Annotated in this window: 17 protein-coding genes; all 17 read left to right on the top strand. The window is 46.3% G+C overall.

What is annotated here, in order from left to right:
- The first annotated feature begins 243 nt into the window (after positions 1–243).
- The gene (locus tag NOM90_RS02970; RefSeq protein WP_255939878.1) at positions 244–855 is read left to right on the top strand and encodes a genetic competence negative regulator; all 612 of its coding nucleotides are present in this window, start codon (positions 244–246) and stop codon (positions 853–855) included.
- Between the two features lie 103 nt (positions 856–958).
- Positions 959–1,699, top strand: a complete 741-nt coding sequence (prsW, locus tag NOM90_RS02965) for a glutamic-type intramembrane protease PrsW (RefSeq protein ID WP_255939876.1) — start codon at positions 959–961, stop codon at positions 1,697–1,699.
- A 180-nt stretch (positions 1,700–1,879) separates the two neighbouring features.
- On the top strand, positions 1,880–2,524 hold the full coding sequence (locus NOM90_RS02960; RefSeq protein ID WP_255939875.1) for a flagellar brake protein: 645 nt from the start codon (positions 1,880–1,882) through the stop codon (positions 2,522–2,524).
- A 184-nt stretch (positions 2,525–2,708) separates the two neighbouring features.
- Entirely contained in the window at positions 2,709–3,404 is a 696-nt protein-coding gene (cmk, locus tag NOM90_RS02955) for a (d)CMP kinase (protein ID WP_255939874.1), read from the top strand.
- 94 nt (positions 3,405–3,498) lie between these two features.
- Positions 3,499–4,764 (top strand): 30S ribosomal protein S1, encoded by a 1,266-nt coding sequence (gene rpsA / locus NOM90_RS02950; protein ID WP_255939873.1) that lies wholly within the window; start codon positions 3,499–3,501, stop codon positions 4,762–4,764.
- Positions 4,765–4,970: 206 nt separating this feature from the next.
- The gene (gene der / locus NOM90_RS02945; protein WP_255939872.1) at positions 4,971–6,296 is read left to right on the top strand and encodes a ribosome biogenesis GTPase Der; all 1,326 of its coding nucleotides are present in this window, start codon (positions 4,971–4,973) and stop codon (positions 6,294–6,296) included.
- 63 nt (positions 6,297–6,359) lie between these two features.
- Positions 6,360–6,998: a glycerol-3-phosphate 1-O-acyltransferase PlsY gene (plsY, locus tag NOM90_RS02940; RefSeq protein ID WP_255939871.1), complete on the top strand. Its 639-nt coding sequence runs from the start codon at positions 6,360–6,362 to the stop codon at positions 6,996–6,998.
- Positions 6,991–8,031 carry an NAD(P)H-dependent glycerol-3-phosphate dehydrogenase gene (locus tag NOM90_RS02935; RefSeq protein ID WP_255939870.1) on the top strand — a complete coding sequence of 347 codons (1,041 nt, stop codon included), beginning with the start codon at positions 6,991–6,993 and terminating at the stop codon, positions 8,029–8,031. Before plsY ends, NOM90_RS02935 begins: the two co-directional genes overlap by 8 nt.
- 58 nt (positions 8,032–8,089) lie before the next feature.
- Positions 8,090–8,449 carry a 2Fe-2S iron-sulfur cluster-binding protein gene (locus NOM90_RS02930; RefSeq protein WP_255939869.1) on the top strand — a complete coding sequence of 120 codons (360 nt, stop codon included), beginning with the start codon at positions 8,090–8,092 and terminating at the stop codon, positions 8,447–8,449.
- 108 nt (positions 8,450–8,557) lie between these two features.
- Positions 8,558–8,830 (top strand): HU family DNA-binding protein, encoded by a 273-nt coding sequence (locus tag NOM90_RS02925; protein WP_037289272.1) that lies wholly within the window; start codon positions 8,558–8,560, stop codon positions 8,828–8,830.
- A gap of 138 nt (positions 8,831–8,968) precedes the next feature.
- Positions 8,969–9,196, top strand: a complete 228-nt coding sequence (mtrB, locus tag NOM90_RS02920) for a trp RNA-binding attenuation protein MtrB (RefSeq protein ID WP_255939868.1) — start codon at positions 8,969–8,971, stop codon at positions 9,194–9,196.
- A gap of 95 nt (positions 9,197–9,291) precedes the next feature.
- Positions 9,292–10,083: a heptaprenyl diphosphate synthase component 1 gene (locus NOM90_RS02915; RefSeq protein WP_255939867.1), complete on the top strand. Its 792-nt coding sequence runs from the start codon at positions 9,292–9,294 to the stop codon at positions 10,081–10,083.
- Positions 10,083–10,799: a demethylmenaquinone methyltransferase gene (locus tag NOM90_RS02910; protein ID WP_255939866.1), complete on the top strand. Its 717-nt coding sequence runs from the start codon at positions 10,083–10,085 to the stop codon at positions 10,797–10,799. Before NOM90_RS02915 ends, NOM90_RS02910 begins: the two co-directional genes overlap by 1 nt.
- Before the next feature lies 1 nt (position 10,800).
- Positions 10,801–11,673 (top strand): UbiA-like polyprenyltransferase, encoded by an 873-nt coding sequence (locus NOM90_RS02905; protein ID WP_255939865.1) that lies wholly within the window; start codon positions 10,801–10,803, stop codon positions 11,671–11,673.
- Positions 11,667–12,284: a UbiX family flavin prenyltransferase gene (locus NOM90_RS02900; protein ID WP_255939864.1), complete on the top strand. Its 618-nt coding sequence runs from the start codon at positions 11,667–11,669 to the stop codon at positions 12,282–12,284. The genes NOM90_RS02905 and NOM90_RS02900 overlap by 7 nt, the downstream gene beginning before the upstream one ends.
- Complete coding sequence (locus NOM90_RS02895; RefSeq protein ID WP_255939863.1) at positions 12,281–13,141, top strand: menaquinone biosynthetic enzyme MqnA/MqnD family protein; 861 nt, start codon at positions 12,281–12,283, stop codon at positions 13,139–13,141. Before NOM90_RS02900 ends, NOM90_RS02895 begins: the two co-directional genes overlap by 4 nt.
- Entirely contained in the window at positions 13,138–14,112 is a 975-nt protein-coding gene (locus tag NOM90_RS02890; protein ID WP_255939862.1) for a polyprenyl synthetase family protein, read from the top strand. Before NOM90_RS02895 ends, NOM90_RS02890 begins: the two co-directional genes overlap by 4 nt.
- Positions 14,113–14,183 lie beyond the last annotated feature (71 nt).

The following is a 14,183-nucleotide window of genomic DNA, read 5'->3' as shown; positions in this document are numbered from 1 at the left end:
CGTTTACAGCACATCACGAGATTGTAACCTTTACATTCCACTCTGAAACCTTTCATGAATTCCAATTTCCAAGCGTGCAATTAGCGGAAAGAAGTGATAACATAAATATGTGGTTATATATAAAACAAGACCATAAGGCTTGTTTTTGAGATTTGTTTTCAAACCTTTTGCGAACGTCACAAAAACATGTCGATCAATGGGATGCCTTTGACAAAAAATCGACTCCAAAAGGAGGGTCCTGTCATGAAAATTGAACGATTAAGTCAGGATAAAATTCGCATTTTCCTCACTTCCGATGATCTGAACGAACGAGGTATTCAGCGTGAAGACATGTGGCAGGAGATTCCGAGGGTCCATGAACTGTTTACCGAGATGATGGATCAAGCTTATACGGAATTAGGCTTTGATGCGACAGGTCCTTTAGCGGTTGAAGTGTTTGCCCTTCCTGCCCAAGGTATGGTAGTTGTCGTCACCAAAGGGAAATACGATCCGCTCCATTCGGAACCGGGAGACGAAGAAATGCCGGATGAAGTGTATGAAATGGAAGTGACCATGGAGGCAAACGATACCGTTGTTTACTCCTTCCACGATATCGATCCTTTGATCGAAGCGGCTCACGTATTGCGTGAACGCGTGACCGAAAACGGTGCGCTTTACCATTATAACAATGCTTATTTCCTGCATTTTTCTACAGAAGATATGGAAGATTCAGTACATGCCTCTCTTGTAGCGGTGCTTGCTGAGTTCGGTAGTTCTTCTTCGGTTACACCGGCCGTGCTTCAGGAATACGGTAAGACGGTTATGGCAGATCAAGCTGTTGCTCAAATTTGCACACACTTCGATCGCCGCGCCTGACTTCGTAAGAAATACTGCCGCCTCGCTTGCCGAGGCGGCGGTTTCTGTTTTGACGTGATTATATTCATAAATTCGCTTTTGATATGCGAGAAAGGAGTAGGCATTGTTTGCTTTATCGATCATCGTTGCTGCAATTACACCGGGCGTTGCGCTGCTATTTTATTTTTATCTAAAAGACAAATATGATGCCGAGCCTTTACATATGGTCATACGGATGTTTTTGCTCGGCTTTTTGGTCGTGCTTCCGATCTCGATCGTGCAACAAGGCCTTTTGCGAGCTTTTGGCGATAATCCTTATTTATTTGCATTCGGGATCTCGTCAGGTGTCGAAGAAGCATTCAAATGGTTCGTTTTGTATCATTTTATTTATAACCATACTGAATTTGACGAGCCTTACGACGGTATCTTATATGCGGTTGCGGTCGCGCTTGGATTTGCAACGCTAGAAAATATCTTATATGCGTTTTATCTTAAAGCTTCTTTTGGCGCACTTCTGATTCGAGGCTTACTTCCGGTATCCGGTCATGCGATGTTTGGCGTCGTCATGGGCTATTATATGGGCAGAGCTAAATTCGCGCATATTTCCAAACGCAAAAAATTCCTTGCTTTATCTTTAGTTATGCCGTTTTTGTGGCACGGTATTTACGATATGATTTTGAATATGTCCGGTCATTATTGGCTCTGGTATATCATTCCGTTCATGGCGCTCATGTGGTATGGAGGAATGGACAAAGTGATGAAAGCCAATAACCGTTCTCCTTTTCGTTTTTTAAAAAAAGAAGATCCTTTCATATCGGGTTCTAACCCGTCTTCAAAGTCATTATCGGACAAAGATTCACGGTGATTCCAAAGACCTAATTTATAAGTGTGAAAAGAAGTCTATCGTCTGTTTCTAACTCATTAGAAGCTTAAGAATAGGCTTTCTTTGCGTTTTTTAGGAGAATAGGCTTACAACCCTAAAGGTCCATGCTATACTGAGATTGCCGATGCTAAAAGCAAATTTATTAAAGGCGGGCGATCGAAAATGTATCCAAAAACGAATGATATGCTGTTTATGCAGCCCGTATCTATGGAAGCCAAAATAGAAAACGAACACCGTTCGCGAATATCGGAAATGACCGATCAATTTCTAAAAGTAGAAATTCCGATGCGTGGAGGGCGTATGCACCGGCTTCCTCTGGGCGAAGAATTGTCTATTTATCATATGACAGAAGACGGCGTTAAATATTATTTCACTTCGCATGTATTGGGTTACGACAACGACGACTCTATACCTTTAATGCGGATTAGCAAACCTCTACCTGAAGATATTTCCAAAATTCAACGTAGACATTATTTACGAGTGCCAGCAAAAGTAGAAATTGCGATCGTTGATCCGCAGTTCCGTTTTACAGCGATAACTTCGGATTTAAGTGGAGGCGGATTGTCATTCACTTCACCTGCGGAATACGATATTCAAGCGAATCAAAACATGAATGGATGGATTTTGCTGGGTTACAAAAGTGGAAGCATCGACCATGTTCCTTTCGGAGGAGAAGTATTGCGCGTAAAAGAACCGGGAACAGGTCGAAACACGGTTAGCTTACACTTTAATCAAATTTTGGACACAGAACGTCAAAAAGTCATTCGGTATTGTTTTGAACGTCAACTTGATTTTCGGAATCGTTAATGATTTCAAAGGTTTTCTATATAAAATATAAGCGTTGACAATTTTCGTTTTTTGTTTGTGGACGTTTTGCAAAATCAAAAGGCTTGTGCTATAATTTTTAATGTCGCAGGCCCAGCCTGCTTTTTTATTGATTGAGAAGCCTATCTGTTTGCGCAGATAGACGATTTTGAGGAGGAATGGCCCCTTGTCCAGTTTGAGCGGGGAACGGGAATTCAGAATCAACATTGCGATCGACGGTCCTGCGGGAGCAGGAAAAAGTACGGTCGCGCGTCAAGTCGCTGCTAAGCTTTCTTATGTATATGTCGATACGGGCGCAATGTACCGTGCTGTAACATGGGATATGCTGAACCAGGATATTGATGCTTCGGACGAGGCTTCGGTTCTCGAACGAATGAATCATTTGAATATCGAGTTAGTACCTGGAGAAGAAGGTCAACAAGTTTGGCTTTCCGGGCAAGATGTAACGGATCATATTCGATCCCTTGCCGTGAATCGGAATGTTTCACACTACGCAAAAATCGAAGGCTTGCGATTAAAATTAGCAGCCGTACAGCGACAACTGGCGTTACGCAAAGGTGTTGTGATGGATGGACGCGATATTGGAACAACTGTACTTCCCGATGCAGAAGTGAAAATCTTTATGACCGCGACCGTTAGGGAACGTGCCGAAAGACGCTTCCGGGAATTGCCGGATTCCGAAGAAACGATTACGCTTGAACAGCTCGAAAATGAAATTTCACAGCGCGATGAATTAGATCGTAATCGCGAAGTATCTCCGTTGGTTTGTGCGGATGATGCGACGGTGCTGGATACGACAGAGATGACGATTGATGAAGTTGTCGATGCGATCGTGCGCCAAGCACACTTGCAATGGGTTTGATGCAGATCAGATTCATGTGTACAGGAATTAAGTTTTGAACTCTGCGCACCGCGGGTTTAAATATGAGGGTTTTGAATCGAGGAGGGTATTTAACATGTCGGAAGAAACGAAAAATGAAGCAGTAAACGAAGAAACAGCTACGCAAGATCAACTGGAGCAAGTAGTTACCGTGAAAAAAGGTGACACTGTTACAGGTACAATCGTAAAATTGGATGCTGATCAAGCGTATGTTAGTATCGGTTATAAATACGACGGCGTTATCGCAACTAGCGAGCTTGAAGAAGGCGCTGAAGTCGGACAAGAAGTTGAAGCTAAAGTTGTTAGCTTGAACGACAACAAAGAGCAAATGGTTCTGTCCAAACGTGCGATCGCAGGTGCAAAAGCTTGGGATCAACTCGAAGAAAAATTGGCTAGCAAAGAAATCTTCGAAGTTACGATCACTGACGTAGTTAAAGGCGGAATCGTAACAGACGTAGGTCTGCGCGCTTTCATCCCAGCTTCGATGGTTGAGCGTCATTTCGTTGAAGATTTCAGCGAATATAAAGGCCGCACAATCCGTGTTCGCGTAAAAGAATTGGATCGCGAAAACAACAAAGTCATTTTGTCTGCTAAAGACGTTCTTGAAGAAGAATTCGAAGCAAACAAAGTGAAAGTGATGGCTGACCTTCAAGAAGGACAAGTGATCGAAGGTAAAGTACAACGTCTGACTCAATTCGGCGCATTTGTCGATGTTGGCGGCGTTGACGGTCTGGTTCACGTATCTGAAATGGCTTGGCACCATGTTGACAAACCATCTGATGCAGTATCCGAAGGCGACAGCGTTAAGGTAAAAGTCCTTAAAGTTGATCCGGAAAAAGGCAAAATCAGCCTGAGTATCAAAGCTGCTACTCCAGGTCCATGGGAAACAGCTTCCGAGAAGTTCAACCAAGGCGAAATCATCACAGGCGAAGTAAAACGTCTTGTACCTTTCGGTGCATTCGTAGAAATCGCTCCTGGTGTAGAAGGTCTGGTTCACATCTCGCAAATTTCCCACAAGCACATCGGTACGCCTCAGGAAGTTCTGCAAGAAGGACAAAGCGTTCAAGTTAAAGTCTTGGATGTTAACCCTTCGGAAAAACGCATTAGCCTGAGCATCAAAGAAACCGAAGAAGCTCCTGCTGGTGAAGCTCGCGCTGAGCGTCCAGAACGCACAGATCGTCCAGAAAGATCGGGCGGCGGAAGAGGCCGTGATAAAGGACCTCGCGTTGAGAAAATCGACAACCCTAACGTTTCCTTGAGCAACCAAAGCATGAACGTTTCGCTGGGCGAGCGTTTTGACCTTGCTGCACTCAAAGAAAAACTGGGTCAATCGGAAGAATAATTCAGGAATTCGCATAGTAACGAGCAAACGGCGAACCCGCTGCGGGTTCGCCGTTTGTGCAATATACGGATAGATCGGTAAAAAAGAACTTTTTGCACCGAATCTACCGATGGGAAACGGGGGCTAATCCGTCAATGGATTGGTTTAGCCGTTTCTTGTCGTGTAACGGGAAAAATCAGCAGATGCTGACAAGGAGGAATGCACAAATGGCAAGACCCGTAGTTGCAATTGTAGGTCGTCCTAACGTAGGCAAATCTACGATTTTCAATCGAATTATTGGCGATCGTTTGTCGATCGTCGAAGATAAACCGGGCGTCACACGCGACCGTATTTATGGTGTAGGTGACTGGAACGGAAGATCGTTCAGCATTATCGATACCGGAGGTATCGAACTGAACGACGAACAAATCCTCAAATCGATCAAAGCTCAAGCCGAACTTGCGATCGAAGAAGCGGATGTTATCGTATTGATGTGCGATGCGAAGTCGGGTCTGACCCAATCAGATTCGGAAGTTGCAGAAATGCTTTATCGTTCCAAAAAGCCGATCGTTTTGGCAGTCAATAAAGTCGATAATATGAGTCGGATGGACGATACCTATGAGTTCTACAATCTAGGTCTGGGAGAACCAATCGGCGTATCTGGCGCTCACGGTAGCGGCGTCGGCGATTTGCTTGACGCGGTTGTTGAGCATCTACCCGAAGCCGTTGATGAGGAGCATGACGAAGATATTATCCGTATTGCATTGATTGGTCGCCCTAACGTAGGTAAATCTTCGCTTGTGAACGCTCTACTGGGCGAACAACGCGTAATCGTCAGCGATGTAGCGGGAACGACTCGCGACGCGATCGATACCGAATTCGAACGCGACGGACAACGTTATACGTTGATCGATACAGCCGGTATGCGTAAGCGCGGCAAAGTGTATGAAAACCTGGAAAAATATAGCGTCATGCGCGCGATGCGCGCGATTGAGCGTGCCGATGTTGTAGCTATCGTAATCAATGGCGAAGAAGGCATTATCGAGCAAGATAAGCATATTGCTGGATATGCGCTTGAAGCAGGTAAAGCTTCCGTATTCGTCGTAAATAAATGGGACGTTGTACAAAAAGACGACAAAACGATGCAGCATTTCGAAAAAAGTATTCGTGACCATTTCTTGTTCATGACTTATGCGCCAGTCGTATTCTTGTCTGCATTAACAGGGCAACGTGTACAAAAATTGCTTCCTGTCGTGAATCAAGCGGCAGAACAACATTCGCGTCGTATTGCTACAGGATTGTTGAACGATGTAATTTCTGACGCAGTAGCGATTAACCCGCCCCCTACAGACAAAGGACGCCGGATGCGGATTAACTATGCCACTCAAGTTGCTGTTAAACCGCCAACGATCGTCGTGTTTGTTAACGCACCGGAATTGATGCACTTTTCGTACGAACGATATCTGGAAAATAAAATCCGTGCTGCTTTCGATTTCGAAGGTACGCCGATTCGAATCTTTACCAGACGTAAATCCGAAGATAACAAAGACTGATCCATTTTTATTTTGGCATCGTGAAGTCATGTAAAAGTTGAGTTGCACGAAAGGGAGCGAACCATGATATTTTCGATAATCGCGGTCGTGGCGGCGTATTTGCTCGGCTCGGTCAGTTTCAGCGTATTATTTGCCCGATTGTTTAAAGGCATTGATATTCGTAATCACGGAAGCGGAAATGCCGGAGCGACCAACACACTTCGGGTACTGGGAAAAGGGCCCGCTATTTTGGTACTTGTTCTGGATATCGCGAAAGGTGTTCTTGCAGTCTGGTTGGGACGCTGGCTGGCTCCAGATTTCGATTGGACGCCTGCACTTGCAGGGCTTGCAGCTGTAATTGGTCACAACTGGCCGTTATACTTCCATTTCAAAGGCGGCAAAGGAATTGCGACAACGATCGGGGTATTGGCAACTTTATGTTTTGTCCCTTCGTTGATTGCCGGAGTGTTCGGTATTTTAGCTATTGTGCTGACCCGCTACGTTTCGCTCGGCTCATTGTTATTCGTAACACTGACTCCTATCGTATTGATCGTGTACAACCTTGTGGGTTGGCATGATTACGGGATAAGCGTACTTGTAATTGCAATCGCGATTTGGGCACTTGCCGTATGGCGTCATCGCAGCAATCTGGTCAAGTTGAAAAACGGAACAGAGAACAAGCTGGGTTCGAAATCCGGCGGGAAGGGGAACAACCGTGGCTAAAAAGGTGTGCGTATTGGTGGCAGGCAGTTGGGGAACGGCTTTAGCAATGGTACTTGCTGATAACGGTCACGATGTTTGGCTATGGGCACGTAACGAGGAGCATGTTGCTGAAATCAACGGGCAACATGAGAACTCGCGATTTTTACCGGGTGTTCAACTACCGTCTTCGCTTCGAGCGACAAGCGATATGGAAAAAGCGGTTCGCGGCGCAGATGCAGTCGTGATTGCGTCTCCGTCCAAAGCAATGCGTGAAGTCACTAAAGCTTTGAAGCCATTCTGGCACGAAGAAATGTTATGTGTTCATGCCACAAAAGGGATGGAAGTCGGGACATTGAAGCGGATGTCTACCGTGATCGCTGAAGAATTAGGCTGTGAAGAATCGAAAATTGGAGTCATTTGCGGGCCTAGTCATGCGGAAGAAGTAGCAAGACGATTGCCGACGACGATTGCCGTGGCTTGCTCTAATGAAGAAGCTGCTCAGCGTGCTCAATATCTGTTTATGAACGCTTACTTCCGTGTATACACCAACCGTGACGTCGTAGGAGCAGAGCTTGCCGGTGCGTTCAAAAACATTATTGCGCTTGGCGCAGGGATGTCTGACGGGCTGAATAATGGCGATAACGCCAAAGCAGCATTGCTTACGCGCGGACTTGCCGAGATCACGCGAATCGGAACCGAAATGGGAGCGAATCCGCTTACATTTTCGGGTCTTGCTGGCGTAGGCGATCTGGTTGTAACCGCGACAAGCAAACATAGCCGGAACTGGCGAGCGGGTTATATGCTGGGTCAAGGCAAGCCTCTTCAAGAAGTGCTCGATTCGATGGGGATGGTTGTTGAAGGGATTCGAACAACAGAAGCGGCACATTTTATTTCTCAAAAATACCAAGTCCAAATGCCGATTGCGGAGCAATTGTATCATGTTCTATTTGAAGGGCTTGATCCAAAAACAGCTGTCGAAACCTTAATGGGACGCGGTCCGAAAACAGAAATGGAAATCATGTCGCAAGAAACATGGCAGCAGTGGCATACGTAAGTTAGAGCACTGAATCTGCGCCGTATGCCGGCTGCTTTTGGCATAAGGAGGAACAGAGATGTCGCTAGAACGTCACAATGTGCTGTTTTTACCTCACCGGAAACATATACAAGTTCGTTCAGGAACCACATTACTTGCAGCAGCTCGAACTGCCGGAATCCATATTCCGGTTCGCTGTGAAGGACGTATGGGCTGCTTGATGTGCAAAGTCGTGATCGAGAACGGTGAAGGTGTTTTACCACCACTTGAAAATGAACGTCGCAAATTGGGCACGAGTTTGGAAAATGGTGTGCGATTAGGTTGTCAAGCGAAAGTATGTGCAGATGTATCCGTCACTCTTCCGGAAGATCCTTTGAAACGTGCGGTGCGTTTACAGTTGGAGCGGCAAAAAGAGTCGGACGAAGACTTTTGGAATTGAACAGTGTAAATGCTTGAAATTATAAGCCTGGTGTATTACTATAGGTTTGTTGCCTACAGAACGCAGGTTCTGGGCAGCCGGCTATGAATGTAACGGGAGGTGAAACGCATGAACAAATCTGATCTGATCAGTCACGTTGCAGAAGCATCGGAGCTTGGGAAAAAAGAAGCAACCAAAGCGGTTGACGCTGTTTTCGAAGCGATCGCTACAGCTCTGCAAAATGGTGAAAAAGTACAACTCGTTGGATTCGGTAACTTCGAAATTCGCGAACGTTCTGCTCGTAAAGGACGTAACCCGCAAACGGGTGAAGAGATCGAAATTCCGGCAAGCAAGATTCCTGCTTTCAAACCGGGCAAAGCCCTGAAAGACGGAATTAAATAAAATCTACATAATCCTTTAGGGATTGAAGATTTTGAACATGGAAGAAAGCCGTGAATACACATTCACGGCCTTTTTCTTTATATGCTTCGAAATAACCATTTATATACAAGCTTCATCCAATCGACAGGAGGGTTAAAGATGGAAGAACATTCGGAAAAAGCAGATTACGTTGTAATCAAAGCCCACGAAAATGGCGTACATGTAATTGGATTGACGCGCGGACAAGATACTCGTTTTCATCATACCGAAAAGTTGGACAAAGGCGAAGTTTTGATCGCTCAATTTACTGATCATACGTCGGCAATCAAAGTCCGCGGCAAAGCGACAGTCTTTACGAAACACGGCAATATCGAGACTGAATCTTAAACGTTTGCGTTAGTTGTTTGAAGAAGCGTATGCTATACTAGAAAAGATTGTGACAAAAATAGCGTTGAACGTTGTAAAAAGTCGGAGGCCTATTGATGAAACCTTACTGCGTACCGGAGAAAACCGAGAAATATGCCGGATATGATATGATCCGCAAACATACGCCAACCCCTGCGCTGCCGGACGCTCGCCTTCGTTTATTGCATGTATTCCTGGAACATTCGGAATCTGCCCATTTAAGCGAAGTGTACGAAATTGCGACGGCTCTTTTGCAAAACGGTCTGGATATTCATGACCGAGTTGCACCGGGAGACGATAGCGAAGAAGAGCAGGCGATGCGGACTCGCCAGCTTAAAGTATTGGCGGGCGATTATTACAGCAGCCGCTTTTACGAATTATTGGCAGCAGCAGGCGAAGTATCGATGATTGCCAAACTTAGCCGTGCAATCGCGGATATGAACCGCGCAAAAATGGAACTTTATATGCGGATTGAAAACGGAGAAATGATTCAATCCAGCGAATATTTCGATCAGGTGGCCGGGATTAAGGTGCGCCTATTCGAGGGCTTTGACGATGTGTTGCAAGAGTCTTTGCTTCCGCATTGGCGTCAATTGTTGTTCGCGGTAGGACGCTGCGAAGCCGTTACAGACGAATTGATCGCGCTTAGCGGACAAGATCAAGATGTGTTCAGCTTCCGATTGAGCGGAAGTTCGGCTTCTGCTGATGCTCACGATTCTGCGGAGCTTACGACTCTTCTTCGTCAGTTTATCGAACAATTGCAAAACGGCATTTCGCAGCTTCCAGCATCTATTGATCGGGAAGAACTTCAGCCGATCGTTGATTATTTTCAAACGTTGGCAGAAACGAAAGGAACGGTGATCGGATAATGGCGGATTCGTCGAAACCGAAAGAAGAACACGTTCACGACGTCTTCCAGCAGATTGCACCGAAGTACGATCGGATGAACAATATTATCAGCTTCAATCGCCATAAAACATGGCGGAAATTTGCGATGCGCAAAATGGCGGTTTCTCCAGGCGACAGTGCGATCGATTTGTGCTGCGGGACTTGCGATTGGACATTAAGTTTGGCAGAAGCCAGCAAAAGTGGACCGATCACCGGGCTTGATTTCAGTCAGGCGATGCTGGATGTCGGGCGCCAAAAAATCGCAGTTGCCCCTTACGGCGATCAGATTAAGCTGATTCAAGGCAATGCGATGCAGCTTCCTTTTGAAGACAATTCGTTTGACTATGCAACGATCGGTTTCGGTCTGCGCAACGTACCGGATTTGGTACAAGTGTTGCAAGAAATGCGCCGCGTGGTAAAACCGGGCGGTATGGTAGTCTGTCTGGAAGTGTCCAAACCGACAAAGCAACCTTTCAAAGGGCTATACTATTTTTATTTTGATCGAATTTTGCCATTGTTCGGTAAAGTTTTTGCGAAAAGCTATGAGCAATACAAGTGGTTGCCGGAATCGCTCAAGCCGTTTCCCGGACGCAAAGAATTAGCACAAACGTTCCGCGATGTGGGTCTGAAGCAAGTGGAAGATTATCCATTAACAGGCGGAGTCGCGGCACTGCATATCGGAATTAAGGAGAAATAGAATGTTCGGGAAAATCCGTGTTTTTTTAGAAATGATTAAGATAGAACATACGTTGTTTGCTTTGCCTTTTGCTTTTATGGGCATGATGTTGGGCTCGGTCGTCATTAACGGGCATTTGCCTTCCTGGGCACAAGCCGGTTGGATTTTGCTGGCGATGATCGGAGCTCGAAGCGCAGCAATGGGCATGAATCGATTGATTGACCGTTATATCGATGCCAAAAATCCACGTACGGAAAAGCGTGCTCTTCCGGCAGGATTACTCAAAACGAGTGAAGTCGCGATTTTTGTCGTGATCTTTTTGGCGCTGTTTTTGTGGGCGACGTTTGAATTGTCACGTTTTGCGCTGACCTTATTCCCGATCGCCCTTGTTTTGATTGTGCTGTATTCGTATACGAAGCGCTTCACTTGGTTATGCCATGTCGTGTTGGGAGCGACCATCGCGCTTGCTCCGCTTGGCGGCTGGGCAGCGGTTACCGATAGTTTTAGCTGGTCATCGCTTGTGTTTTATATTGCGGTTTCTTTTTGGACGGCTGGATTTGATGTGATTTATGCGTGTGACGATATTGAATTTGACCGCAAAGAAGGCATCTATTCGATTCCAAGTCGTTTTGGATTAGAAAAAGCACTTAAAATCGCGCAAGGGTTTCATGTGATTACCGCAATCGGCTTGATCTCGCTTGCTTTTATTACACCGCTCGGTTGGTGGTATGTGGTAGGTGTAATCATCGCTTGTTCGATCTTGTTCTATCAACACCTTATCGTCAAACCAAGCGATCTTAGCCGCGTACAGACTGCCTTTTTCACAATGAACAGTTGGCTGAGCAGTATCGTGTTCGTATTCACTTTGATTGATTTGGTGGTGAAATTTTGGTAAATGAACTTCTAGGCGCTGGCAAGCACTGGGTACTGGGTATCACGGGTGCGAGCGGCAGCATTTATGGCGTACGATTAGCGGAAGAAATGCTGGATCAAGGATTTACCGTGCATTTGGTGATTTCCAATGCAGGTTGGCGCGTGCTCAAAGAAGAGTTGGATCTTGACGCTTCGAGTCGGGAAGCTGAGCTTGAGCGCCTTTTCGGAGGTCGCGCCGGGCAGTTCGTTTATCATCCGGTCGGAGATATCGGAGCTTCGATCGCAAGCGGTTCTTTCCGGGTAGAAGGAATGATCGTCGCTCCTTGTTCGATGGGCACATTGTCGTCGATTGCACACGGTTCGTCAGATAACCTGATGACCCGGGCTGCCGACGTCATGCTCAAAGAAGGGCATCCGCTCGTCATCGTGCCCAGAGAAACACCGCTTCATGCGATCCATTTGGAAAATATGCTCAAGTTATCACGACTCGGTGTCAAAATGATTCCGGCTATGCCCGCTTTTTACCATCGCCCGCGTACTTTGGAGGAAATCGTTGATTTTCTAGTCGGTAAAATACTGGATAGTGTTGGAATACCACATAATTTGTTTAAAAGATGGGGGGAGGAGTCATGAGTGATCGGGAGCCTATGCGTTTAGGGCGTATCTTATATACGAATGTTTGGCCGGTCTACCATGGCTTTGATCCGTCTTCGCTTAGCTTTCCATCGACTACGCAAACAGAGGTTCCGGCAGTGCTGAATCGATTGTTGCTCGAAGGAAAATTGGATATGAGCCCTGTGTCTTCTTTTGCTTATGCAACAGCATCAAACGACTTTTTGCTGCTGCCGGATTTGTCGGTGAGCGCGGACGGTCCGGTGCAATCGATTCTCTGCTTTTCACGAAAACCTTTTGCAGAGGCGGTTCACGGACGGATTGCGCTGACCAATACATCTGCGACTTCAGTCAACTTGTTGAAAATCATTGCGGAAAAAGCGTATGGAGCTAAGCCAGAGTACATGACGTGTGAACCGAATGTGGAAGACATGTTAGATCAAGCCGATGTGGCATTGTTGATTGGCGATCACGCGATCAGAGCCGATTGGACAAATACCGAATATATCGTAACGGATCTCGGAGCCGAATGGAAAAATTGGACAGGGAAAAGTATGACGTTTGCGGTATGGACGGTTTCTGTAGAGGCTGCGAAGCGTTATTCGGATGAAATCGGCGAATTGGCTGCGGCTTTTGCGGCTAGCAAACGTCAGAGTATGGAGGATATGACGCCGGTTGCGATTCAAGCTCAGCAGCAAGTAGGCGGCGAACTTTCTTACTGGCAAGGGTATTTTGCGAATCTGAATTATGACTTGACTCCGGAGCGACTGGAAGGTCTGAACTTGTATTTCCAGTACGTTTGGGAGATGGGTTTACTGCCACAGCAAGCAGAAATAAGAATTTGGAGCGACAATACGCGGATACGGGTGAATGAATGAAACGAATGGAGATTTTTGGAACCTTAAAAAAAGACATGGATGCCGTAGAACGTGTGCTGTACCAAAGTATTGAAGTCGAAAGCGAAGCGCTTGGCGAAGCTGCGATGCACTTGCTCAAAGCGGGGGGCAAAAGACTTCGTCCGGCTTTTGTATTACTGGGCGGAAAGTTCGGTACATATGATCTGGATCGGTTGCAACGGATCGCAGTTCCGCTGGAATTGATTCACATGGCTTCGCTCGTCCACGATGATGTCATCGACAATGCTCAGACACGCCGCGGACAATTGACGGTTAAAGCCAAATGGGACAACCGAATCGCGATGTACACCGGCGATTATATTTATGCCAAAGCGTTAGAAATCGTAGCAGGGTTAGATGATCCACGTATTCATCGTATTTTGGCGAAAGCGATGGTCGAAATGTCGATTGGCGAAATGGAGCAGATTCGCGATTTTTTCAATTCCGGACAAAGTATTCGCCGTTACCTGCTTCGTATCCGCCGCAAAACGGCATTGTTGATCGCGGTAAGCTGTCAATTGGGTGCTTTGGCTGCCGGAGCTTCGATTGAAATCGCACGCGAACTGTATAACTACGGTTACAATGTAGGCATGGCGTTCCAAATTCGCGACGATTTGCTGGATCTATGCGGAACCGAAAAGCAAATCGGCAAACCGCCGGGCAGCGATATTCGTCAAGGCAATATTACGATTCCCGTGTTATATGCTTTGCAACAAGAAGAATTGCGTAGCCCGTTGCTCGGCGAGATTGGACGTATTCACGAAGCGAACGGTCGTACGGATGTGACGGCTGCTGTGAATATGATTCGCAATAGCTCAGGAATTGCGCAAGCCGAAGTTCTAGCGGATCGTTACACGCAAAAAGCATTGGATGCTTTGGATCGTCTGCCGGATATCCGTGCTCGTCGCCATCTGCGGGATATTGCACACTTTGTATCACGACGTACTTATTAACTTGAGTATTCAAGGGAGATTCACGATTTTGTTTGAGCAGCGGAGTAGCTTCTGTATACACAGGAACGTTC

Origin of the sequence: Saccharibacillus sp. JS10 (genome assembly GCF_024436065.1) — a bacterium.
Classification (GTDB): domain Bacteria; phylum Bacillota; class Bacilli; order Paenibacillales; family Paenibacillaceae; genus Saccharibacillus.
Note: the sequence above shows the minus strand (reverse complement) of the source record. Positions and strands in the feature narration are given on the sequence as shown.